The organism is Granulicella rosea (genome assembly GCF_900188085.1).
In the GTDB taxonomy this organism is placed as follows: Bacteria; Acidobacteriota; Terriglobia; order Terriglobales; family Acidobacteriaceae; genus Edaphobacter; species Edaphobacter rosea.
This window is the reverse complement of sequence record NZ_FZOU01000001.1, coordinates 306244-328323: the sequence shown is the minus strand read 5'-3', so window position 1 is coordinate 328323 and position 22080 is coordinate 306244. Positions and strand designations below refer to the sequence as shown.

Genomic DNA, 22080 nt, shown 5'->3' with positions numbered 1-22080 from the left:
CCCACCGGGGAATGCTATCCGGACACGGGCAATGAAGCTGATCCCACGCTGCGCTCGGGATGACACGCATGGGTGCTTAGCTCACAAGAAGATATTCCTGGCCCTTACAACAAAAAGCAATCCCGGCCATAACCGCCGGGATTTTCTGTTTACATCCCACTTCGGCTGGGCTAGGTTAGCCATCAGTCCCCACAATTTAAACGGTCCCGCAAGCTGCTGCATTCCGGAATCCACGTCGATGGCCGGCGCTCCATACCCATCGAACTGGAGGATTAGCACCATGCGCCTTTCCCCTGTCGTGATGCTTCTGACCGCGTCCCTGCTGGTCCTGACCGGATGCAAGGACAAGACGACCGCGCCCACCGATACCAAGACCTCGACCAAGGCCAAGTTCGGCATCAACCCCTACGGCACCGACGGCGTGAAGCCCGACTTCAGCAAGCTGCCGACCGAGATCACCAAGACCTTCGACTACATCGACACGCATATCGACGAGCATGTCGAGAACCTGCAGAAGTGGGTGCAGCAGCCTTCGATCTCGAACTCCGGCGAAGGCATTCCGGAGTCGGCCGAGATGGTGAAGGGCTTCTTCGACAAGCTCGGCTGCCAGACCACCAAGGTCTACGACGTGGGCATCACCGAGTATGGCTCGCCCGGCAACCCGGTCGTCTACGCCAAGTGCGACGAGGGCGCGCCGAAGACCGTCGCCTTCTACTGGATGTACGACACCATGCCCGTCACGCAGCCGGACCTGTGGGTCTCGCCACCGTTTGAAGGCCGCATCGTCGACGGCAAGACCGCCGGCCTGCCCAACACGCCGCGCGTCATGATCGGCCGCGGCTCGTCGAACTCGAAGGGCCACCAGATGGTCGAGCTGAACGCGCTGATGGCCTACAAGGCCGTCAACGGCAAGCTGCCGGTCAATGTGATCTTCATCGCCGAGGGCGACGAGGAGCGCATGGACGTGGGCCTGCGCAAGTTCATGACCGACCACTCCGACCTGCTGGCGGAGGCCGACGCGCTTTACGCCGGCGGCCCGTCCGAGGGCTGCGTCTACGTGGAGCTGACCACCAGCGGCCTGAAGTGGGGACGCGGTCCGGGTGAATCCGACGTACATGGCTCGATGAAGCGCACGGTCGATTCGGTCGCGTGGCGCCACATTCAGATGCTGTCGTCGCTGACCTCAAAGGACGGCAATACGCCCATCATCAAGGGCTTCTTCGACAACAAGGAAGAGCCCACGGCCGCGCAGAAAGAACAGTTGAAGCAGGTCGCCGGAGGCATGGACCTGAAGAAGCTGGCGGCGGGCGCGGGCGTGATGAAGTTCATGTCGGACGACCCCTACCAGGTCGCCTATGACGCGACCTTCGGGACCAGCTTCAACCTCGACGGCATCTGGGGCGGCAACATGTATGCGGGCGGCGCGGGCGCCATTCTGCCGAACCGGATCACCTCGAAGCACAACTTCCGCTACGTCCCGAGCATGAACGGGCTGGACATTGTGAAGAAGCTGCGCGCGCAGCTCGACGCGAACGGCTACAAGGATGTGGAGCTGAAGCTGATCGGCGATGTGCCGTGGTCGCGCGGTTCGTCGATCGACACGGACATCAGCCACGCGCACCAGGAGGCGGCGAAGCTGATGGGGCTGCCGTCGAGCGGCGGCGGCCTCGCCGGCCTCAGCGGACGCTACCAGAAGGGCGCCGACTCGGACTCGCACCCGGTCGTGCCGGGCGGCAAGCCGGGTTCGACGACGGCCGCTGATGTGGGCGCGCCTCCGTCGGGCGGTTACTGGCCGTCGTACCTCTTCACCGATGGCGAGGTCGGCCAGAAGGTCGGCACCGTAAAGATTCCCATGGGCATGGGCGGACACACGGTGAACGGCGGCGGCAGAAACCACGCGGCGAACGAGTACTACGTGGTCGAGACGCGCAACTGGCAGAACAGCTTCGCCACGCAGGAGAAGGATGTGGTCGCGACGCTGTACGAGTACGCGAAGATCACCACCGTTGCGCCGAAGCCGAAGACGACGTCGAAGTAATTTGTAACGGAAATGGAACAGATGGGCCGGCGGGGGTATCCGCCGGCCCTGTTTACACAAACGCTCGTCACTCGCCCACGCCGTGCCAGAGTCCGTTCCAGCTCTCGGCCACGACGATGCTCTCCGCCGGATTGTGCGCGTCGTAGCGCACCTGCACGGGCATATCCAGCCGCAGGTCCGCGAGGTAGCCGCGCAGCGAAGAGACATCCTGTCCACGCTCATAGATCACGCCCGAGACGCGGTACTGGTAAAGGATCGCCGAGGGCTCACCGTCGGCCAGCAGGATGTCCAGCACGCTGCCATCGATGATGCGCCCGGTCGCGGCCAGGTGTGTCCGCCGACGCAGCTCCAGCTCCTCGGGCGAGGGTCGCCGCCGGCGAATCTCCCACCACACCGTGCCTGCGATAAGCGCAACCGCCGCCATCCCGGCGCCGATCTGGCGGGGATGCTGCAGCATGCGGAGCGCAATCGGTGGAAGATGGGGAGTCACAAGGCCTGTCGAAGGGAACAAACTTACAAGACAAGCCGAGTATAACAATCTCAACTGACCAACAGCGGAGAGAACCATGTACGTGCGTTTCGTCGTGCCCGAACTCGACAGTGAATCGGAACGGGAGCAGGGTATATTTCAGGCCATCGTTCGCCTGCATGAGGACGGGGATCTCAGTCCAGAAGAGAGGGAACGGCTCGAGGTTCTGCGCGATTGGTTCAACAACTGGCTCGATAAGCCAGCGCGCTTCACCGCCTCCAAGCCGCCTTATTATCGCAAGCAGCAGCGAGCCATCTCGTGGTTCAAAGACTCGGCAAAGGCGCACATCGCCGTTGTCTTCGAGATGGTCGCGATTCTTCGACATCACGGCATTCACGTAACGATGCTGAAGGCGGAGCGCGTTGGCTACGTTGTTTATGAGGACGACTATCAGATTGTGGCGGAACCCTTCGCAGACACCTTAACTTGACGTCGCTGCCACGTCCTAAATTCTCATGACAAGCACGCTTGACATTTCGAACGTGAATTTGTAAAGTTAGCTTGTCACTAAGTAAAGGACACTCAACATGAATCTGATGTGCTTTCCGAAGAACGCCGCAGCCCGTCGTTACGCGCAGCGCTTTTTGCCAACCATGGCGCTGTATTGTCTGGCCATCTTCTTCTCGACCTGGTATTTCAAGCACTATCACCCGGCCGGCGCGCTTGCGTATCTGCTCGCCGTTCTGCCTGCTATTCCGCTCGTAGCCGTCATCGTGATCGTCGGTCTTTATCTGTCTGAGGAGAAGGACGAGTTTCAGCACGCACTGCTGGTTCAATCGCTCATTTGGAGCATTGGGGCCACGTTGGCGGTTACGACGGTATGGGGATTTCTGGAGGCGTTTTTGCCAGTCCTGCGGCTTCAGCCCTATCTCATCTTCCCGATGTTCTGCTTCTTCTCCGGCATCGCCAAGGCGGTGCAGAGATGGAGGTACAGGTGAACAACCATCTCCGCGTGCTGCGCGCGCAGCGCAACTGGTCGCAGGCCGATCTGGCCGAGCGGCTGGAGGTCTCGCGCCAATCCGTCAACGCTATCGAGACCGGAAAGTTCGATCCCAGCCTTCCGCTGGCCTTCAAACTCGCCCGCCTCTTCGACACCACCATCGAAGCTATCTTCATAGAAGACGCCAAGCCCGAAGTTTCGAAGTAGGAGCCACGCCATGCCGATTCGTTTGAACAGCCGCCTCATCCTTCGTTTTCTCGCCTGCGTGTATGTGCTTCTGTACCTCTACTTTATGAACGTTCAGGCCGCGCATGCGCAGGCGCCAGGCAAGCAGACACGCTTTTCGGTCGTCGTCCAGGGAGTTGCTGCGGGCAAGGGGCCGGATGTGATCCTTATCCCCGGCCTCGGCAGCGGGCGCGACGACTTTGCCGCGGAGGCCGCGTTGCTCGCGCCCAGCTACCGGCTGCATCTGGTGCAGTTGGCCGGATTCGCGGGTGAGCCGTCCGGTCCGAACGCGACCGGGCCGATCCTCGCGCCGGTCGTCGAGCAGCTTCACCAATACATCGTGGACAACCACCTGCAGCATCCGGCGATCATCGGGCACTCGCTCGGCGGGCTGCTGACGCTGATGCTTGCGCAGCGGTATCCCGGCGACGCGGGCCGGCTGCTGATCGTGGACTCGCTGCCGTTCTACGGCCTCGTCTTCAGCCCGCAGGCGACGGTGGAGCTGGTCGCGCCGCAGGCGAAGATCATGGGCGACACGCTGCTCGGCATGCCGGACGACCAGTACGCCGCCACGCAGCCGCTGATGGCGTCCCGGCTGGTGAAGTCGCCCGAAGGCGCGAAGAAGGTGGTGGCGGACACGCTGGCGAGCGACCGCAAGGTGGTCGTCGCGGCGATGGAGGAGGATCTCGCCACGGACCTGCGCCCGACGGTCGCCCAGATCAAAATTCCGATCACCGTCCTCTATCCCTTCAACGCCTCGCAGGGCTCGGAGGCCGAGGTGACGGCGCTCTACAAGGGCAGCTTCGCCGGCATGCCGAACGTGAAGTTCACTCGCATCGACGACTCGATGCACTTCATCATGTTCGACCAGCCTGCGGCGTTTCATGCAGCGGTGGTGGGGTTCCTGCAGTAGCGTCATCTTTAAGGACACGGCTTCAGCCGTGTCGTAAAACACATGCGGGTTGGGCGGCTTCAGCCGCTGAGGTATTCTCTCCTGCGGGCTGGAACTCTCGCCAGCTCAGACAGAAACCGTACCCCAGCGGCTAAAGCCGGAAGACAAAGCGTTCTCTGCGGCACGGCTGAAGCCGTGCCCTTAAGCAAGACGACCCACCCATCATGCTCGTCATCCTGAACGTAGTGAAGGACCCCCGTATTTCGCTTTTGCTCTCCCGCATCGCCGAAAACCCACAAGGCGATATACTGAGGAGTGCCAAAAACGCTGAAATCCCGCATGAATCCCACTCTTCCCCTGGCTCTCGCCCACCCGCTCGACCTCGCCGAGGGCCGCCGCATCCGCTCCACCACCGTCATCTGCGTGCGCCGCGGAGACTCGGTCGTGATGGCCGCCGACGGGCAGGTCTCGCTCGGCTCGACCGTGATGAAGGGCTCGGCGAAGAAGATACGCCGCCTCTACAACGACAAGGTCCTCGCCGGATTCGCCGGTTCGACCGCCGACGCCTTCTCGCTCTTCAGCCGGTTCGAGACCAAGCTGGAGCAGTTCGCCGGCAATTTAGGCCGGTCCGCAGTGGAACTGGCAAAAGACTGGCGCACGGACAAGATGCTCCGCCAGCTCGAAGCCCTGCTGATCGTCGCCGACCCGCAGCAGACATTCCTGCTCTCCGGCACCGGCGACGTCATTGATCCAGACGAGGGCATCGCCACCATCGGCAGCGGCGGCAGCTACGCCCTCGCCGCAGCCCGCGCCCTGATGGCCAACACCGACCTGAACGCACGCGAGATCGCCGAAAAGAGCATCCGCATCGCGGGCGACATCTGCATCTACACGAACCAGAACATCATGATCGAAGAGTTGAAGGCGGTCTAGCTATACCAAGCTAGACAATCAAAGAGGGAATATGAGTTCGAGCAATGTTAGGGAAGTACTATATGTGGCTATCCGTGTGCTCATAGCGTACGAAGGGACGGTTCAGAAGCGCCTGGCAAGTGCCGCCATCAATTTAAGTACTCTTCCGACAAAGAACGACCTCCCAAAGGAATTTGAAGATGAGCTTAGGTCGATAATTCAAGATTTGACGAAAGAACCCGCTGTGGGGAGTGAGGGGAGGATTCAAGCTACAACCGCCAAAATGAGTAATCAGGACGCGAAGCGGATTGCTGAAGAGATTTTTGACCTATACGTTCGCCTCCGAGGCGGAATATAAGGGAGGCTGCATGTCTTGGCTGCGTGATCTTCTCCAATCCACTCCCAAGCCAGCGGACGGAAATTCCTCGCCGCGCAAAGCGAAGACGCAACTCGATCATGAGCGCCAGCTTGCTCTCGGGATTACTCACGCGATCTGGTTGTATTCGAATGCTCCCTGCATGGCAAACTTCTCTCAGCCTACGCCTGCTGATATTCAGCAAGACTCGGCTCACCGCTCAGCCGACAGGAAGCGATACGCTATCGAGAAGGGACTACTTGTGAACGACAAATGGACATGGCCGGGAGCAGAGGAAAATTGCAAGTGTGTAGCGCGAGCTGTCTTGCCTGGCCTGAAAGAATAAGAATCGTCGTAGCGCTTCAATAAAGTGGTTAGCGAAATTTGAGAATCACCATGCCAAAGCCATTTGCCATCCATCCCGGAGAGATTCTGCAGACCGAGTTCATGCAGCCGCTCGGCCTGACCGCCTATCGTCTGGCGAAAGAGCTGGGCGTACCCGGCCCGCGCGTGAACGACATCGTGCTCGGCAAGCGCTCCATCTCGGCCGACTCCGCGCTCCGGCTGGGCATCTTCTTTCGTCTGCCAGCGCAGTTCTGGCTGAACCTGCAAAACGACTACGATCTGCGCCTTGCAACCACCGACGCGCTATCTAATATCAGGCCGTACGAAGCCGCCTGAAACACATTTGAGGTAACCGCAACATGGCAATTTTTCTCCCCGGAGCAGCAGAAGATCAGGCTCTCGCGCTCGATGAACTCACCCCACGCGAGATCGTCGCGGAGTTGGACAAGTACGTTGTCGGCCAGCACGCCGCCAAGCGCGCGGTGGCCATTGCCCTGCGCAATCGCAGCCGCCGGCAGAAGCTCTCGCCCGAGCTGGCTGACGACATCATGCCCAAGAACATCATCATGATCGGGCCCACCGGCGTCGGCAAGACAGAGATCGCGCGGCGTCTGGCCAAGCTGACCAACTCGCCCTTCCTCAAGGTCGAGGCGTCGAAGTTCACCGAGGTCGGCTACGTCGGCCGCGACGTGGAGTCGATCGTCCGCGACCTGGTCGAGATCTCGATCGACCTCGTACGGGAAGAAAAGCTCGAAGAGGTGGAGGACAAGGCCGAGCTGCACGCCGAGGACCGCCTGCTCGACTTGCTGCTGCCGCCGCCGTCGACCGCGCAGACCGCCGCCAATGCCGCCGCCGCCGTCCAGCAGCCGGGGACGAACGTCATCCAGCTTCCCGCGTCGATGGATGTGGAGTCGCCCGAGCACATGGCCGCGGAAGCTCCACCGGCAGACCAGCCCGAGAGCCACGACCACCGCGAGGCGCGCGAGCAGTCCAGCTACGAGCGCAGCCGCGAGAAGCTGCGCCAGCAGTTCCGCGAGGGCAAGCTGGACGAGCGCATGGTCGAGATCGACGTACGCGACCGCAACCAACCGGCGTTCGAGTTCGTCGCGGCGCCCGGCCAGGACGACGCCGACGTGTCGCTCAAGGACATCATGCCCGGCCTATTCGCGCCGCGCACCCGCAAGCGCAAGATGAAGGTCGTCGAGGCCTTCGACTACCTCGTGCAGGAGGAGGAAGGCCGCCTGATCGACATGGATCAGGTCACGAAGCTCGCCGTCGAGCGCGTCGAGGACTCCGGCATGGTCTTCCTCGACGAGATCGACAAGATCGCCGGACGCGAGGGCGGCCACGGCCCGGACGTCAGCCGCGAGGGCGTGCAGCGCGACATTCTGCCCATCGTCGAAGGCACGACCGTCAGCACGAAGTACGGCATGGTCTCGACCGACCACATCCTCTTCATCGCCGCCGGCGCCTTCCACGTCTCGAAGCCGAGCGACCTGATTCCGGAGCTGCAGGGCCGCTTCCCGATCCGCGTGGAGCTGCAATCGCTGACGGTGAACGACTTCGTCCGCATCCTGACCGAGCCGAAGTCGTCGCTGGTGAAGCAGTCGACGGCGCTGCTCGAGACCGAGGGTTTGAAGCTGGAGTTCACGCCCGAGGCGCTGGCCGAGATGGCGCAGTTCGCGTTTACGGTCAACGAGACGACGGAGAATATCGGCGCCCGCCGCCTGCACACCATCATGGAGCGGGTGCTGGACGAGATCAGCTTCCAGGCGCCGGACCTGTTCAAGTCGCCCCGGACGGAGTCGCAGGAGGGCGTCGTCGCCTCGGTCGGCGTGTCGGCCTCGCTGACGGGCGAGCCGCCGTCGACCTCGCCTCCGCTGCCGGTGATCGAACGCAAACTCGAGGATGGCACGATCCAGAAGGTGATCGTCGTCGACCCGGAGTACGTGCGGCAGCAGGTCGCCGGCATCGTCAAGAGCCAGGATCTGAGCCGGTATATTTTGTAGCTCGCTCGGATTAGATGTTTGCTAACTCGAACAAAAGCAGGTCCTTCGGCTGCGCTCAGGATGACAGATCCCATGTCATCCTGAACGGAGTGAAGGACCTGCTTCTTGATCGAAGTGCCGCCGCAGCAAGAGGAACATAGACAAATGGCGAAGGTTGCAATCATCGGCGTAGGCGCGATCGGAGGAGTCCTCGCAGGTCTCCTTCAGGCCGCTGGCGCGCATGAGATCACACTCTGCACGCGACGTCCCTTGCCCTCGCTCGTGGTCGAAACTCCGGATGGCAATGTCACGGTGCAGGCGAAGAACCTTACCCAGCCCGAGCCGGCCTTGCAGGACTGGGTCTTCGTCGCGACCAAGACCTACGACGCCGCCGGCGCTGCGGCGTGGTTCCCATCGCTTGTCGGGCCGGAGACGAAGGTCGCCATCGTGCAGAACGGCGTGGAACATCGCGAGAACTTCGCCGCCTGGCTTGCGCCCGAGCAGATCGTGCCGGTCGTTATCGACGTGCCCGCCGAGCGCCTGACCTACGACAGGGTTCTGCAGCGGTCGGATGCCGTGATGCGGGTGCAGAACGATGTGGCGGGCTCGGCTTTCGCCGGCTTGTTTCAAGGAAGCAGGGCGCGGGTGGAACTGACGGATGACTTCCTCACCGCCGCCTGGAGCAAGCTCGTCATCAACGCGATGGGCGTCGTCTCCGCGTTGACGCTGAAGCCCGCTGGCGTGCTGCGCGATGAGGCGCTGGGACCGGTGGCGCTGGCCATTGGGGCGGAGTGCATCGCCGTGGGCCGTGCCGCCGGGGCAAAGCTGGACGACTCGCTCGCCGAGCGCGTACTGGCAGGCGCGCGCGCCGGTTCGCCCGATTCCATCAACTCGCTGCTCGCCGACCGCATCGCCGGCCGCCCGACCGAGATCGCCGCGCGCAACGGCGTGATCGTGCGGCTGGGCCAACTCCACGGCGTTCCCACGCCGGCGAACGCCATGGCCGTCGCGCTCTTCCTTGCGATGACGAGCTAGTGCGATGGCGCCCTAAGCTGTATAGCTCCTGCCGAGCCCCAGCGCCAGCAGGCCCTTGCGGTACGTGATCGAACTGCGATCGGCGGGAAAGTGCGCCTCGGCGTGCAGGTCCAGCGGCAGGTCTTCGGGGAACTGCCGTTCCACAACCTGAATGTCCTCGTCGAAGACCTGGTAGTTGAAGTCCAGCGTCTGCTCGATGGGCGCGTCCTTGTCGAAGTTGCGGCAGATCGGCACGAAGAGCCGCGTCTTGCGCGCCGAGACGGGAGATGCCGCGTTCAAAATGTGCAGCAGCCCGCCACCCGGAAACGTCACCGTCAGCTTGGCCGTGAAGGGGTGGTAGACCTCGAAGCGTCGATGCCAGAGGAAGTCCGGCGGGCCCAGATGCTTATAGCCATGGGCGTAGTTGCTGACCGTGCTGATGTAGTCCGCGACGAATCCGGCGCCCGTCTTCGTCACCTTGTAGTCCGGCACGACCGGGTTCTCCGGCTCGCCGAAGCTCTCCTTGTGGACGAAGGCGAAATGGCTGACATCCAGGAAGCCCTCGATCTGCCGGCCCGCGGCGGCGGCAATGTCGACCGCGTCGGGCAGCACCTGCAGGTAGTCGGCGTCGTCCCACTCTTCGAGCACGGGCAGCGGACGCGGGCCGTCGTCGACCAGCCGCACCCAGACCAGGCCGTATCTTTCCTGCGCGGTGTACATGTCCAGCCGCAAACGCGGCGAGATCGCGCCGTTCGGGTGCGCCGGGATGCAGACGCAGCGGCCCTCGCGGTCGTAGCGCAGACCATGATATTTGCAGACGATCTCGTCGTTCTCGACATGACCCATGCTCAACGGCACGCCCCGGTGATAGCAGATGTCGCGCGCGGCGGAGACCGAGCCGTCGGAGAGCCGGTAGAGCACGACGCGCTCGTCCAACAGCCTGACGGCGTGCGGCTGGTCCGTAATCTCGCGCGAGAACGCCACCGGGTACCAGAAGGGCGCGAGCGCGCGCCAGTCGGACTCCGAAAAGGTGCAGTCGCGGGGAAGCGCAGGCGAGGCCGGGGGCAGCACGTTCAACGCCGGAACAAAAGAGGAAGTGGTCGCCATGTGACATTATGGGCGCAGGCGCCCACGCAAATCAATCGGCGGTTATGGCGACGGGAGTCTCTTATACTGAAGCCTCATGCCTAGGCTCGCCTCTCTGCTCACCCTGCTTCTGTTCGCGCTGCCCGCCGCCGCGCAGCAGATCGCCTTCACCTTCGACGACCTGCCCGCACATGGCGCGCTGCCCGCGGGGATGAAGCGCATCGACATCGCGAACTCCGTCCTCGACACGCTGCGCCGCGAGAAGATGCCGCCGACCTACGGCTTCGTCAACGGCATCCGCGTGCAGGAGTCGCCCGAAACTCTGAATGTGCTGAAGGCGTGGCGCGCCGCAGGCCAGCCGCTCGCCAGCCACACCTGGTCGCACATCGACCTGACGACCGCCACGCCCGAGCAGTTCGAGGCCGACATACTGAAGAACGAGCCGCTGCTCGAATCGCTGATGCCGAGTCCAGATCAGAACTGGCGCTACCTGCGTTATCCCTATCTGCACGAGGGAGAGACGCTGGAAAAACGCCGCGCCGTCCGCGCCTGGCTGACCGAGCATCGCTACCGCATCGCCGAAACCGCGATGGACTTCAACGACTATCTCTGGAACGACCCGTACGCCCGCTGCGTGGCGCAGCACGACGACAAGTCCATCGCCTATCTGCACGACAGCTACCTGGCCACGGCGGAGCAGTTCATGACGCTCTTTCGCGGGCTGTCGAAGGATGTCTACGGCCACGAGATTCCATACGTGCTGCTGATGCATCTCGGCGCCTTCGACGCGAAGATGCTGCCCGAACTGATCGCCATGTACCGCAGCCACGGCTTCACCTTCGTGACGCTGGAGCAGGCGCAGAGCGATCCCGCCTACGCCCACGACCCGGACATCGCGCTGAAGTACGGTGGCACGCTGATCGAGCAGGAGGTGGCGGCGCGCAAGATCCGGTTTCCGGCGAACCATCTACCGGAGAAGGAGCTGGCCGAGGTCTGCAAGGCGCCGGCGAAGTGAAAAGCGGAGCCGGATCTCATCCTTCATCTGGCCGCGCCATCCAGCCGTCCGTGGCGCTTACTGCGGACGCCGCTTCACCACCGCAGCCTCGCTGCGCACCGGCAGAGCGGCCGCACCGTTCTTTACCTTGCCGGAGTTGAAGATGCCGTGCCTGGCCGGCGTCGCCGACGCCAGCGGGTGCTGCAGCGTGACGATCAGCACGGTCGCGGGCGTGTCGCCTTCGCAGGCGTAGCTGTGGATCGTCGTAGCGTCGAAGTAAACCGCGTCCCCCGGCGTGATGTGGTGCATCGCCTCGCCGTGCCGGAGCACCAGATTGCCCGAGAGCAGGTAGAGAAACTCGCATCCGGCGTGCTGGTGGGGGCGCGGCTGGCGTGTGCCCATGGGCTGAAATTCGGCGAGATACGGATCGAGCTGGCGGTCCGGAACGAGGTACCCCAGGCTTTCGAAGTAGTACATCGGTTCGTCGACGCCGCTCTGCGGCAGGCGTACCCGATCCTTTGCGCGATGGACGCGGAAGAGCGTTTGGGGCTCCGGCTCGAAGAAGAAGCTCAGATCCTTCGAGAACACCATCGCGATGCGCGCGAGATTACGCAGCGTCGGCACCACGCGGCCGGTCTCAAGCTGCGACAGGAAGCTCGCCGAGAGGCCGGTGTGGCGACCCAGCTCGACCAGACCCATCGACTTCTTCTGCCGCAGATACTTGATGCGCTCCCCGATGCGCTTCTCGGCGATGAACGACTCGGCGGCTTCGCCATCCACCTGCAGGTTGCTCAGGTCGTTTGGCGGGCCGTCCGGTGTCAGGTCGGCGAGGTTTGCGTCGAGGAAAGCCGGGGGCGGCTGGAGGGTATCTTCGGATTCTGATTTGGTTTTCGTCGGCATAGGTGAGTTCATGACATCAAAAGCTGTTTCAACCTTATCAAATTTTTATTGAATGTGAAATCTTTTATTTTTTGCCCCTGCCGTCAACCTCGGGCCGCTTCGGCCCCCCGGCCGCCTGCCGGAGTGCTAGCCTGATCAGGATGAAGCGTTCGCAGATCAGGTCGGTCCGGCGGTGGAGCGCGCGTTGTCTCGGCGCCTCACTGGCAATCTTCACAGTGGGTTGCGCCAGTCCAGGACCGCCCAAGCCGCCTTCGCTGAGACTTCCTGAGATAGTTACGAACCTGACGGCGGATCGGATTGGCGAAAAAGTAATCTTCCACTGGACCAACCCCACCAACACGACCGACGGCCTCGCGATCAAGGGGCCGACGTCCGCCGTGCTCTGCCGGATGGAGCCTCCGGCGTTGATGGCAAAGGGAGTTACGCCCCAGACGCCTTGCACGCCGCTGCAGCACTTTGCCGCGAAACCCGGCGCGGCCGAGACGGTGGATGTGCTCGACGCGTCTCATCAAGCCGATCCGCCGCGCCTGCTGGCCTACCGGCTGGAGCTGTTGAACGCGAAGAATCGCTCCGCCGGACTCTCCGCGCCGGCGTACGCGGCTGCCGGCGCCGTGCCGCCCGCAGTCGCGGGTCTGCGCATCCGGGGCCGTCGCCAGGGGCTGCAGGTGGAGTGGAATCCGGCGGAAGGCGCGGTTCCGGCGCAGGTGCGGCTGCACCGAACGCTGGTGGTCGCGAAGCCGGTGCTCGTGAATCGCGAGGCCGCGGCGGCTCCCGCAACTGAAGGAAAGCAACCGCCGAAGACCGGCATCGCTCCCGGCCGGCGCGACGAGCCCGCCGAGGTCGATCTCTCGACCGGAGCCACCGACTCCGGCGGCACGCTCGACACCGGCGTAAAGCGGCTCGAAACCTATCGTTACACCGCCGAGCGCGTCCAGACCGTGACGCTCTCCGGCCACAAGCTGGAGTTGCACAGCCTGCCCTCGCCAATGGTGGAGTACGCCGTCCGAGACGTCTTTCCGCCGCGTCCACCCACCGGGCTGGTGGCGATACCGGGCTTCGGCGACAGTCCCGCCGTCGCGCTCTCGTGGGCGCCGTCGCTCGAGGACGATCTCGCCGGCTACGTCGTCTATCGGCGCGCCGACAACAGCCAGGCGTGGACGCGGTTGACGCCCGAGCCGATCGAGCCGACGTCGTTCGAGGACAAGACGACCCCGGGCGCCAGCTTTCACTACCGCGTCACCGCCGTCGATCAGACCGGCAACGAGAGCAAACCCAGCGGCGAGGTTCGCGCAACCCCCTGATTGGCGATGCAAGAAACCTCAAAATTGGTCACACCGCTTTGGGCCGTCGTAGAATCAAACGAAGGCAGAGAAGGCTAAAACGAGGAGCAGGAAACCGTGTCCACCCTACTGGAACAGCTGAAAAAAGTGACGACCGTCGTTGCCGACACAGGCGACATCAACTCGATCGAGAAGTTCAAGCCGACCGACTCCACCACGAATCCTTCGCTGATCGCCGCCGCCGCGGCCCAGCCCGAGTATCAGTCCATTGTCGATGGCGTACTGCTCGAGGCCCGCGAGTCGCTCGGCGCCAGTGCGTCCAATGAAGACGTCGCCGCGGCTGCGTTCAAGACGCTGGCTGTCGCCTTCGGCAAGAAGATTCTCGAGATCGTCCCCGGCCGCGTGTCGACCGAGGTCGACGCACGTCTCTCGTACGACACCGAAAAGACGCTTGAGCAGGCTCGCGACATCATCGCCCAGTACGACAAGGCGGGCATCGGCCGCGAGCGCGTGCTGGTGAAGATCGCCAGCACCTGGGAGGGCATCAAGGCCGCCGAGATTCTGGAGCAGGAGGGCATCCACTGCAATCTGACGCTGCTCTTCGGCCTGCACCAGGCGATCGCCTGCGCGGAGGCCAAGGTCACGCTGATCTCGCCCTTCGTCGGTCGCATTCTGGACTGGTACAAGAAGGACACGGGCAAGGACTACACCGGCGCGGATGACCCCGGCGTGCAGTCCGTCACGACCATCTTCAACTACTACAAGAAGTTCGGCTACAAGACCCAGGTCATGGGCGCGAGCTTCCGCAACATCGGCGAGATCACCGAGCTGGCCGGCTCCGACCTGCTGACGATCGCGCCCAAGCTGCTGGCCGAGCTGGACTCGACCGAAGGCGAGCTGCCGCTGAAGCTCGACGCCGAGAAGGCGAAGACGCTCACCATCGAGAAGCTGACCATCGATCAGGCGACCTTCGAGAAGATGCACGCCGAAGACCGCATGGCGCACGACAAGCTGAAGGAAGGCATCGAGGGCTTCTCGAAGGCGCTCGAAGACCTCGAAAAGCTGCTGGCGAAGCGTCTGTCCGAGCTAAAGTAAGCCGTTTGGATGGAACAGGACGGGTGGCCCAAGGGTCGCCCGTCTTTTTGTTTGTCATTCCCGCAGGGATCTGTTGCTTCTTCTCTCATGCCCCTGAAGCCTCCAACCCGCGAGATCCTGAACCGCGAGCGCCGCAGCCAGCTCCGCTTTCTGCTGGTGCTGGCCGTCGCGGCGCTGCTCTTCACGGTCGCAAGAACAGGCTGGCGCCCTTGGTGACCGAGACCCCCATGGTTGTCCTGCTGGGCGCGACCGCATCCGGCAAGACGGCGCTCTCGCTCGCGCTGGCGGAGCGGTTCGATGGTGAGATCGTCAGTTGCGACTCGGTCGCGGTCTATCGCGGCATGGAGATCGGCACGGCGAAGCCCTCGTTTGCCGAGCGCGAGCAGGTGCCGCACCACGGCATCGACACCCATGCGCCGGACGAGCCCTGCACGGCGGGCGACTATGCTCGCCGCGCGCGGGAGTCGCTCGCCGGGATCGCCGGCCGGGGCCATCTGCCGATCGTCGCCGGTGGCACAGGACTCTATCTGCGCGCGCTGATCGACGGACTCTTCCCCGCGCCCGAGCGCAACGACGCGCTGCGGGAGCTGCTGCGAGCGAGAGTCGCACGACGCGGCGCCGCGCACCTGCACCGCACGCTGACCCGGCTGGACCCGAAGGCCGCGCAGGCCATTCATCCGAACGACATCCCGAAGGCCATCCGCGCCATCGAGGTCTCGCTGGCCGCGAAGACGCCCATGACCGAGCAGTGGGAGGCGGGCCGCGAGGCGCTCACCGGCTACCGCATCCTGCGCATCGGGCTCGACCCGCCGCGCGAAGAGCTTTACCACCGCATCAACCACCGCGCGGGAGCGATGTTCGAGCGTGGGCTGGTTGCGGAGACCCGCGACCTGCTGGCGCGCTACGGAGCCGATTGCCGGCCGCTGAGCTCGCTCGGATACGCCGAGGCCAGCGCCGTCCTGCGCGGCGAGATGACCCTCGACGAGGCCGTCGCGCAGGCTCGCCAGGGCCACCGCAACTACGCCAAACGCCAGATGACGTGGTTCCGCCGCGAGCCGGATGTGCTGTGGTTGAAGGGCTGCGGCGACGACCCGGCGATCCTGGCCGAGGCGGTGGACGCCGTTCAAAACCATCTCAATGCAACACGATAACCTGCGAAAAACGCTCGTCATCCTGAACGTAGTGAAGGACCCCCGTATTGCGTCTTTGCAGTTGTCTGTTCTCATAAAGCCAGAACAAAGACAAAAGCAAAAGCCAAATACGGTGGTCCTTCGCTCCGTTCAGGATGACGGAGTGTGTGGATAATTCAAACTACGGCTGGACCACCAGATCGTCCGCCAGCTTGAAGTTCATCACGCTCTCGGCCGGAATCTCGATGTCCCGATTGCCCGTCAGGCCTGCGACTGCCGTGCCCGCGCCGCCGCCAACCAGACCGCCGACCACCAGTCCGACGCCGCCGGTCGCTACGCCGCCAACCAGCATACCCAGACCGGTCCCGCCGCCGATGAAGGCTGCCGAGCGCTTGCCCTTACCCTTCTTGGTGCGAATGTTATCGCGCGTATCCAGCCGGTAGGTCTGGCCGTTCAGGTCCATCGAGACGAGCCGCAGCTCGAGGATCGAGCGGCCTTTGAAGTGTCCGCGGCGATGCGAATCCACCACCACGCCGTCGACATGCGTGCCGCGCGGGATGAGGATGTTGCGGCCGTCGACCGAGACCGGGGTGTTGACCTCGCCCGAGAAGCGGTCGCCCGAGCGACTGGTCTTCACGCTGATGTGCTGGTTGATCCGGATCGAAAGCGTCGTGCCGGCGGGCACGCTGACGTTGACCGGCGAGACCACGGGCGTTCCAGCCGGCGGCGGTGGCGGAGCGGAGTTATCCGCGGTCATGGAGGGTCCGGTCATCGCGGCGCCGTTGCTGGGAGCGGGCGCCATGGCGCTGACCTGCGGGCCGCTGGCCGAGACTGTGCCGTTCTTCGTCGTGGTGGTGGTGATCTGCTGGGTCGTCTGGCCCGGAGCGGGCGGCTGCACGACGGTGGTGGTCGTGGTTCCGCTGGAGTCGGTCGTGACGACCTGCTGGGCCTGACCGGTGGCGGCGGCCTGCTGCTTGGCCTGGTCGATTGCGACGTCCTGCTTGGACTTGCAGCCGGCCATCAGGACGAGCGCGATGGCGAGAGTGGAGAGCTTCATGGAGGTCTTGCTGGAGGTTTGGGCGTTCACGTGCGGTCCTCTTTCTCGTTCTATGGGGGAAGCGTGCGGGGATACTTCACCCGTCCATAGGTGGGATGCAGAGTTTCGGTTGCGCGGCAACGCGATCAAAGAAAAAGGTTTACGAAATTCAGAGGTCTACTGCATCAGCGTCAGCAGCTTGCCGACCGTGCTCCAGCTGCGGGCCGTGCTGAAGGTATCGAGCGTCTTGTCGAAGTAGACATTCGAGAGCTTCGTCTGGGGCATGCCGCCGGGCAGATGCAGATATACATCACGGTCGCGCACGGCGAACGCATCGGGCGACGAACGTAGCGGATCGAGCAGCTTCAGGTTCGCGGGTCGCGGCCTCTCAGCAAGGAAGTAGACCCACAACTGGCTCTCCGGCGCGCCCGCACGGGCGAACGGGTTGTTCCGTGCGGCGCCTTGCAGCTCTTCCCTGGAGCGCAGCACGATGCGTCCCGAGTAGCTGTAGCGCGCGGCGATCTTCTCTAAGACCTGCCCAGAGACCGCAGTCGGATCGTGGGCCGCAAAGAGGACATTGCCGCTCTGCTGAAAGGTTCGAACCTCTGCCGCGCCGCATGCGGCGAAGATCGCGGCCAGCTCCTTCATGGGCAGCTTGTTTTTATCGCCGAGGTTGATCCCACGCAGCAAGGCAAGGTGTTGCACGGTTTACCCCCGAAAGACCACGCGCCCGCCGACGACAGTAGCCCGCACCTGTCCCAGCATCGGCGCGCCGTCGAAGGGTGAGTTCTTCGAGTTGGATTTCGAAGCGGCGGCAGCGTAGTTCCACTCCGCGCCGGCGTCGAAGATGGCGAGGTCGGCGTAGGAGCCGGGGCTGAGCGCGCCGCGTCCGCCCAGCTTGACGATCCGGGCGGGGTTCGCGCTCATCAGTTCGACGACGCGGGTGAGGCTCATGCCGTGTTCGCGGTGCAGCACCCGCAGCGCGAGGCCCAGCGCGGTTTCAAGCCCGGTGATGCCGTTCGGCGCGCGTTCGAACTCGACCTCTTTTTCGTGCCGCGCATGCGGGGCGTGGTCGGTGGCGATGCAGTCGACCGTGCCGTCCAGCAAGGCCGCGATCATGGCGAGGCGATCGCTCTCGATGCGCAGCGGCGGGTTCATCTTGGCGTTGGTATTAAAGTCGCCGATGGCCTCGTCGGTCAGGGTGAAGTGGTGCGGCGCAACCTCGCAGGTCACGTGTAGACCGTCGGCCTTGGCGGCGCGAATGGCATCCATCGCGCGGGCTGTCGAGACATGCTGCACATGGAGACGGCCGCGCACGCCATCTTCGGCCTCGATCTCGCGCAGCAATCTTATGTCGCGCTCGACGATCCGGGTCTCGGCCTCGACCGTCATGCCGCGCAGGCCCAGGCGAAAGGCGACGGCGCCGTGGTTCATGCTGCATCCGCCGGTAAGCCGTGTGTCCTCAGCATGTTGCGAGACGACCAGACCCAGCCGCCCGGAGGTCAGCAGAGCGGCGCGCATCACGTGGTCTTCGAGCACCGGCTTGCCGTCGTCGGTGAAGCCGACCGCGCCGGCGGCGGCCAGCGTCGCGTAGTCCGAGAGCGTGACGCCCATGCTGCCGAGCGTCGCGGCGGGCATGGCGAAGAGGTTCACCTGCGATCCGCGAGCCGGGTCGAGCATCCAGCGCAGCGATTCGGCGGTGTCGTTCACCGGAACGGTGTTGGGCATGGCGACGACCGTGGTGAAACCACCCGCCGCTGCCGCGGCAGTGCCGGTCGCGATGCTCTCCTTCCAGGTCTGGCCGGGTTCGCGCAGGTGTACGTGGACGTCGACGAAGCCGGGGGCGACGATGCAGCCGGCGGCGTCGATAGTCTCAGCCGCTTCCACCGCCGCGAACGCGCCAGGGGTTTCGACGGCCACGACGCGGCCTTCGCGGACCAGCAGGTCGCGCGGCTCGTCGATTCCGGCGGCGGGATCGACCAGGCGACCGTTCAGGATCAAAAGTTCGCTCATAACTCCACTCCCAGCGCCCGGACCAGCAGGGCGGCGCGTACGGCGAGACCGTGGCCGACTTGATCCTCAATCGCTGAGTTCGGGCCGTCGGCCACCTCGCCCTGAATCTCGAGGCCGCGAATCATCGGGCCGGGATGCATCACCAGCGCCTTGGGCGCGCAACGTGCGAGCCGGTCTTCGTTCAACTGGTAGTTTGTCGTGTACTCGGTCAAGTCGAGTTCGAGTCCGGCGAGGCGTTCGCGCTGGATGCGCAGCATCATGGCGACCTGGCTGCGTCGTAAAGCGGTGTCGAAGTCGCGCACGATCTCGACGCCTTCGCCCAGCGTCAGCGCCTCTTCGGGCAGCAGCTCCGGCGGGCCGCAGAGCAGAACCTTCGCGCCGAGGCGCGGCAGCAGCATGGCGTTCGACCGTGCGACGCGCGAGTGGCGGATGTCGCCCGTGATCGTGACGGTCACACCCTTCAGACTGGTCTCGTCGACGCGCGTAGCGTCGAGGCCGAGCCGCGTCAGAATCGTGCGCAGGTCCAGCAGCGCCTGCGACGGGTGCTGGTGCATGCCGTCGCCGGCGTTCAGCACCGGCAGGCCGGTCGTCCGGGCCAGCACGAAGGGCGCGCCGCCCGCGTTGTGGCGCAGGATGATGCACTCCGCGCCGAGCGCACGCAGGGTAAGGCCGGTGTCCTTCAGGCTTTCGCCCTTCTCGATGGAGGACGACTTGTCGCTGACCAGCGTGGTCGTCGCGCCGAGCGACTTCGCCGCCAGCTCGAACGAGGTTCTTGTCCGCGTGCTGGACTCGTAAAACAGCAGCGCGATGCGGCGGCCGGCGAGCAGCGTGGCTTTTTCGGCTGCGGGCATCGCGGCCAGCTTCGCTGTGGTGCTTAGAATGCTGGAGGTTTCGGCAACGGAGAGGCTGGCGACGGTGATGAGCGAGCCGGGCGCGTAGGGGGAGGTTTGAAAGGTGCCTTCCATCAGGATCGTCGCCACTCCGGGCAAAATACAGGGGTCCTTCACTGCGTTCAGGATGACGGGCGGTATGGGTTCGGTGGAAGCGTGGGGCTTTAGCCCCACGAAAAAGCGGTCAATGATCCGGGCTTTAGCCCTGGGCCTTCTCGCGACCCAGACTGAAACCGAGGGCTAAAGCCTTGTCCTATCAGGGATCTGTTTCACGGGGCTGAAGCCCCATGCTTCCACCCCAAAGAAAACAAAGGTTAATCCACCAGCTCCATCAGCAGTACCTGCTCGTCGTTGTCGATCTCGCGCAGCTTCACTTCGATGATCTCGCGCGACGAGGTTGGCACATTGCGACCGACGAAGGTGGCTTCGATGGGCAGCTCGCGGTGGCCGCGATCGATCAGCACCAGCAGTTGCACGCTCTTGGGACGTCCGTGGTCGAAGAGCGCGTCCAGCGCGGCGCGGATGGTGCGGCCGGTGTAGAGCACGTCGTCCATCAGCACGATATCGCGTCCCGTAACGTCAAAGCCCAGGTCGCCGGGGGTGACGGTCGGGCGGACGCCGGTCGTCGAAAGGTCGTCGCGGTAGAAGCTGATGTCCAGCACGCCGGTGTCGACCGGCTGCTTTTCGATCTTCGCGATCAACGCGCCCAGCCGCTGCGCCAGCGGCACGCCGCGCCGCTTGATGCCCACCAGCCCGACGTTCGAGCTGCCGTCGTTCTTCTCGACGATCTCGTGCGCCAGGCGCACCAGGGTCCGTTCGATCTCCGAGGCCGACATCAGGCGGCCCTTCTCACGCAGTTTCTGAATCTTCTTTTCGCTCATGATTCGCTCTGGGGGACTCTTTCTTCACGCTGTCGACTGTGATGATATCAGCCCTCGATGACGCGCGGACGCGTACGCAGGAAGCCGGCAAAGGCGCCGCCGAGGGTGGACATGACGAGCACGCCCACGCCGAGCGTCGTCATCACGGTCAGCATCCAGGCCGCGCGAAACTCGGGCGAGAACATGTAACGCACGATCTCGTCCGGCATGGGCTGGCCCTGGCTTTGCGCCTGGGTCTGATGGATGAGCGTCTGCAGCAGGGTGCGCAGCGTCGCGTCGAACTCGCCCATGCCGTGCAGCGCGTAGCGCGAGACGACGCCCGCGATTGCGATCGCCACGCCCAGCGCCGCCGCGACGATCAGCCCGACGACCACGCCGATGCGCGCGCCCGTCGCCGCATCCATATACGCCGCGGGCCGCCGCGACTGGTAGAGTCCGATGGCGATCACCGAGCCCGAGACCACCCACAGGAAGCCCAGCATGCCGAAGACCGCCACCTTCATGCTGACCACGCAGAGCAGCGCCGCCACCGCGCCGACGAAGGCCGCCGACTGGATGACGGTCTGCCACTCGATCAGACGTCCGGCGCCGGGTACGCCGGGCGGCGGCGGCGCGCCGGTGGTCTGGCTGTCGGCCGGTACATCCTCGAGCAGGTGGTCGAGCAGGTAGAGCTGGGTCGCGCCGCAGTGCGGGCAGAAGCTCGCTGCGCCGTCGCGGCTGGTCAGCTCGCCACTGCAGCGGTGGCAGAGGTTGTTCATCTCTCCATTGTAGCGACTGTGCGCTACTGGACCTTTTCCTTGCCGTTCTTGCCGTTGTCTTTCTCGTCGTCGGAGTCGAAGGAGATGTGGCCGGGCAGGTCGAGCGCCACGATGTTGAACTTCGCTCCCGCGCCGTCGGGGTCGATGGCGACGATGTGCTGATGCTGCTCGGAGCCGGTCTTCAGCTCATGCTTGCTCGACGAGCCGGCGACGGTGTAGACGTGCTTCTTCTTGCCGTCTTCGGCGCAGGTCAGACCCTCGGGGGTCTTGCTGGGTTCGCCGGTGGGGCGGTTATTCACGCAGTCCAGCACGACGCCGTAGCGGCCGAGCGCCTTGCGGTAGAAGTCCATCACCTTTTCGGGCGAGTCGGTGGTGCGGTAGCGCGCGGCCTTCACCTTCAGGCTGAAGCCGGCGAAGCTCATGTTCACGTCGGCGCTGCCGTTGCTGTGATCGCCATCCTCGTCGGTCTTCACGGGCGTGGCGCCGGGATAGACCGGCAGCCCGAGGCCGTCGATGGCGCCGGCGTCGTTGGTCTTCACGCTCATGCCGCCGAAGGGCGTCGCAATCTTGACGTCCTGGTTCTCGCCATTCTTGTGCTCGTCGACGCGGCATCCCGCTGCCATCATCGAGACTCCGGCGATCAGGGTTGCTGCCACAAGCGTCTGCATGCGCATCTTCGATTCCTCCGCTTCCTCAGAACTGTACGCGGAAACCTGGAGGAAGGTTCCAGAAAAACGTAGCGACGCGAGGAAGAGATATTTTTTGCAAAGGGTATGCGC

24 protein-coding genes are annotated in these 22080 nt (G+C 64.1%); 14 read left to right on the top strand and 10 right to left on the bottom strand.

Annotation, left to right across the window (positions count from 1 at the left end):
- The first annotated feature begins 280 nt into the window (after window positions 1-280).
- The gene (locus tag CHB87_RS01510; RefSeq protein ID WP_176441535.1) at window positions 281-2038 is read left to right on the top strand and encodes a M20/M25/M40 family metallo-hydrolase; all 1758 of its coding nucleotides are present in this window, start codon (window positions 281-283) and stop codon (window positions 2036-2038) included.
- A gap of 67 nt (window positions 2039-2105) precedes the next feature.
- On the opposite strand, the gene CHB87_RS01505 is transcribed toward CHB87_RS01510, so the two are convergent.
- Window positions 2106-2495: a DUF3592 domain-containing protein gene (locus CHB87_RS01505; RefSeq protein WP_089406611.1), complete on the bottom strand. Its 390-nt coding sequence runs from the start codon at window positions 2493-2495 to the stop codon at window positions 2106-2108.
- A 109-nt stretch (window positions 2496-2604) separates the two neighbouring features.
- On the opposite strand from CHB87_RS01505, the gene CHB87_RS01500 reads away from it, so the two are divergent.
- The 8 genes from CHB87_RS01500 to CHB87_RS01455 all read left to right on the top strand — a co-directional run bounded on the left by CHB87_RS01500 (window position 2605) and on the right by CHB87_RS01455 (window position 9259).
- Window positions 2605-2997: a hypothetical protein gene (locus tag CHB87_RS01500; RefSeq protein ID WP_089406610.1), complete on the top strand. Its 393-nt coding sequence runs from the start codon at window positions 2605-2607 to the stop codon at window positions 2995-2997.
- 97 nt (window positions 2998-3094) lie between these two features.
- A complete protein-coding gene (locus CHB87_RS01495; protein WP_089406609.1) occupies window positions 3095-3505 on the top strand; it encodes a hypothetical protein in 411 nt (136 codons plus the stop codon).
- Entirely contained in the window at window positions 3502-3714 is a 213-nt protein-coding gene (locus CHB87_RS01490) for a helix-turn-helix transcriptional regulator (protein ID WP_089407472.1), read from the top strand. Before CHB87_RS01495 ends, CHB87_RS01490 begins: the two co-directional genes overlap by 4 nt.
- Before the next feature lie 10 nt (window positions 3715-3724).
- On the top strand, window positions 3725-4645 hold the full coding sequence (locus CHB87_RS01485) for an alpha/beta fold hydrolase (protein ID WP_089406608.1): 921 nt from the start codon (window positions 3725-3727) through the stop codon (window positions 4643-4645).
- Window positions 4646-4963: 318 nt separating this feature from the next.
- The gene (gene hslV, locus CHB87_RS01475; RefSeq protein ID WP_089406606.1) at window positions 4964-5557 is read left to right on the top strand and encodes an ATP-dependent protease subunit HslV; all 594 of its coding nucleotides are present in this window, start codon (window positions 4964-4966) and stop codon (window positions 5555-5557) included.
- Between the two features lie 730 nt (window positions 5558-6287).
- The gene (locus tag CHB87_RS01465; protein ID WP_089406604.1) at window positions 6288-6572 is read left to right on the top strand and encodes a HigA family addiction module antitoxin; all 285 of its coding nucleotides are present in this window, start codon (window positions 6288-6290) and stop codon (window positions 6570-6572) included.
- Window positions 6573-6595: 23 nt separating this feature from the next.
- On the top strand, window positions 6596-8245 hold the full coding sequence (hslU, locus tag CHB87_RS01460; RefSeq protein WP_089406603.1) for an ATP-dependent protease ATPase subunit HslU: 1650 nt from the start codon (window positions 6596-6598) through the stop codon (window positions 8243-8245).
- A gap of 144 nt (window positions 8246-8389) precedes the next feature.
- Window positions 8390-9259 carry a 2-dehydropantoate 2-reductase gene (locus CHB87_RS01455; RefSeq protein ID WP_089406602.1) on the top strand — a complete coding sequence of 290 codons (870 nt, stop codon included), beginning with the start codon at window positions 8390-8392 and terminating at the stop codon, window positions 9257-9259.
- Between the two features lie 12 nt (window positions 9260-9271).
- Here the strand turns inward: CHB87_RS01455 and CHB87_RS01450 are convergent, their stop codons facing one another.
- Window positions 9272-10345, bottom strand: coding sequence for an aromatic ring-hydroxylating oxygenase subunit alpha (locus tag CHB87_RS01450; RefSeq protein ID WP_089406601.1), 1074 nt, complete (start codon window positions 10343-10345; stop codon window positions 9272-9274).
- Window positions 10346-10421: 76 nt separating this feature from the next.
- Between CHB87_RS01450 and CHB87_RS01445 the strand changes: the two genes are divergently transcribed.
- Window positions 10422-11339, top strand: coding sequence for a polysaccharide deacetylase family protein (locus CHB87_RS01445; protein ID WP_089406600.1), 918 nt, complete (start codon window positions 10422-10424; stop codon window positions 11337-11339).
- Between the two features lie 57 nt (window positions 11340-11396).
- On the opposite strand, the gene CHB87_RS01440 is transcribed toward CHB87_RS01445, so the two are convergent.
- Window positions 11397-12218 (bottom strand): helix-turn-helix domain-containing protein, encoded by an 822-nt coding sequence (locus CHB87_RS01440; protein ID WP_089406599.1) that lies wholly within the window; start codon window positions 12216-12218, stop codon window positions 11397-11399.
- 140 nt (window positions 12219-12358) lie between these two features.
- Between CHB87_RS01440 and CHB87_RS01430 the strand changes: the two genes are divergently transcribed.
- From CHB87_RS01430 to miaA, 4 genes are all read left to right on the top strand, one after another.
- Entirely contained in the window at window positions 12359-13519 is a 1161-nt protein-coding gene (locus CHB87_RS01430) for a fibronectin type III domain-containing protein (protein WP_142988156.1), read from the top strand.
- Window positions 13520-13615: 96 nt separating this feature from the next.
- Window positions 13616-14593, top strand: a complete 978-nt coding sequence (locus tag CHB87_RS01425; RefSeq protein ID WP_089406596.1) for a transaldolase — start codon at window positions 13616-13618, stop codon at window positions 14591-14593.
- An 87-nt stretch (window positions 14594-14680) separates the two neighbouring features.
- Window positions 14681-14809 carry a hypothetical protein gene (locus tag CHB87_RS22705; RefSeq protein WP_281252289.1) on the top strand — a complete coding sequence of 43 codons (129 nt, stop codon included), beginning with the start codon at window positions 14681-14683 and terminating at the stop codon, window positions 14807-14809.
- An 11-nt stretch (window positions 14810-14820) separates the two neighbouring features.
- Window positions 14821-15744: a tRNA (adenosine(37)-N6)-dimethylallyltransferase MiaA gene (miaA, locus tag CHB87_RS01420; RefSeq protein ID WP_089406595.1), complete on the top strand. Its 924-nt coding sequence runs from the start codon at window positions 14821-14823 to the stop codon at window positions 15742-15744.
- Between the two features lie 160 nt (window positions 15745-15904).
- Here miaA and CHB87_RS01415 read toward each other — a convergent pair whose 3' ends face one another.
- The 7 genes from CHB87_RS01415 to CHB87_RS01380 all read right to left on the bottom strand — a co-directional run bounded on the left by CHB87_RS01415 (window position 15905) and on the right by CHB87_RS01380 (window position 21969).
- A complete protein-coding gene (locus tag CHB87_RS01415) occupies window positions 15905-16810 on the bottom strand; it encodes a hypothetical protein (RefSeq protein WP_245817757.1) in 906 nt (301 codons plus the stop codon).
- Window positions 16811-16936: 126 nt separating this feature from the next.
- Window positions 16937-17464: a DUF1697 domain-containing protein gene (locus CHB87_RS01410; RefSeq protein ID WP_089406594.1), complete on the bottom strand. Its 528-nt coding sequence runs from the start codon at window positions 17462-17464 to the stop codon at window positions 16937-16939.
- Between the two features lie 3 nt (window positions 17465-17467).
- Entirely contained in the window at window positions 17468-18772 is a 1305-nt protein-coding gene (locus tag CHB87_RS01405) for a dihydroorotase (protein WP_089406593.1), read from the bottom strand.
- Complete coding sequence (locus CHB87_RS01400) at window positions 18769-19737, bottom strand: aspartate carbamoyltransferase catalytic subunit (protein ID WP_089406592.1); 969 nt, start codon at window positions 19735-19737, stop codon at window positions 18769-18771. Before CHB87_RS01400 ends, CHB87_RS01405 begins: the two co-directional genes overlap by 4 nt.
- A gap of 239 nt (window positions 19738-19976) precedes the next feature.
- The gene (gene pyrR, locus CHB87_RS01390; RefSeq protein WP_245817756.1) at window positions 19977-20543 is read right to left on the bottom strand and encodes a bifunctional pyr operon transcriptional regulator/uracil phosphoribosyltransferase PyrR; all 567 of its coding nucleotides are present in this window, start codon (window positions 20541-20543) and stop codon (window positions 19977-19979) included.
- A gap of 47 nt (window positions 20544-20590) precedes the next feature.
- On the bottom strand, window positions 20591-21301 hold the full coding sequence (locus tag CHB87_RS01385) for a hypothetical protein (RefSeq protein ID WP_089406590.1): 711 nt from the start codon (window positions 21299-21301) through the stop codon (window positions 20591-20593).
- 23 nt (window positions 21302-21324) lie between these two features.
- Window positions 21325-21969 carry a hypothetical protein gene (locus CHB87_RS01380; RefSeq protein ID WP_245817755.1) on the bottom strand — a complete coding sequence of 215 codons (645 nt, stop codon included), beginning with the start codon at window positions 21967-21969 and terminating at the stop codon, window positions 21325-21327.
- Window positions 21970-22080: the final 111 nt, after the last annotated feature.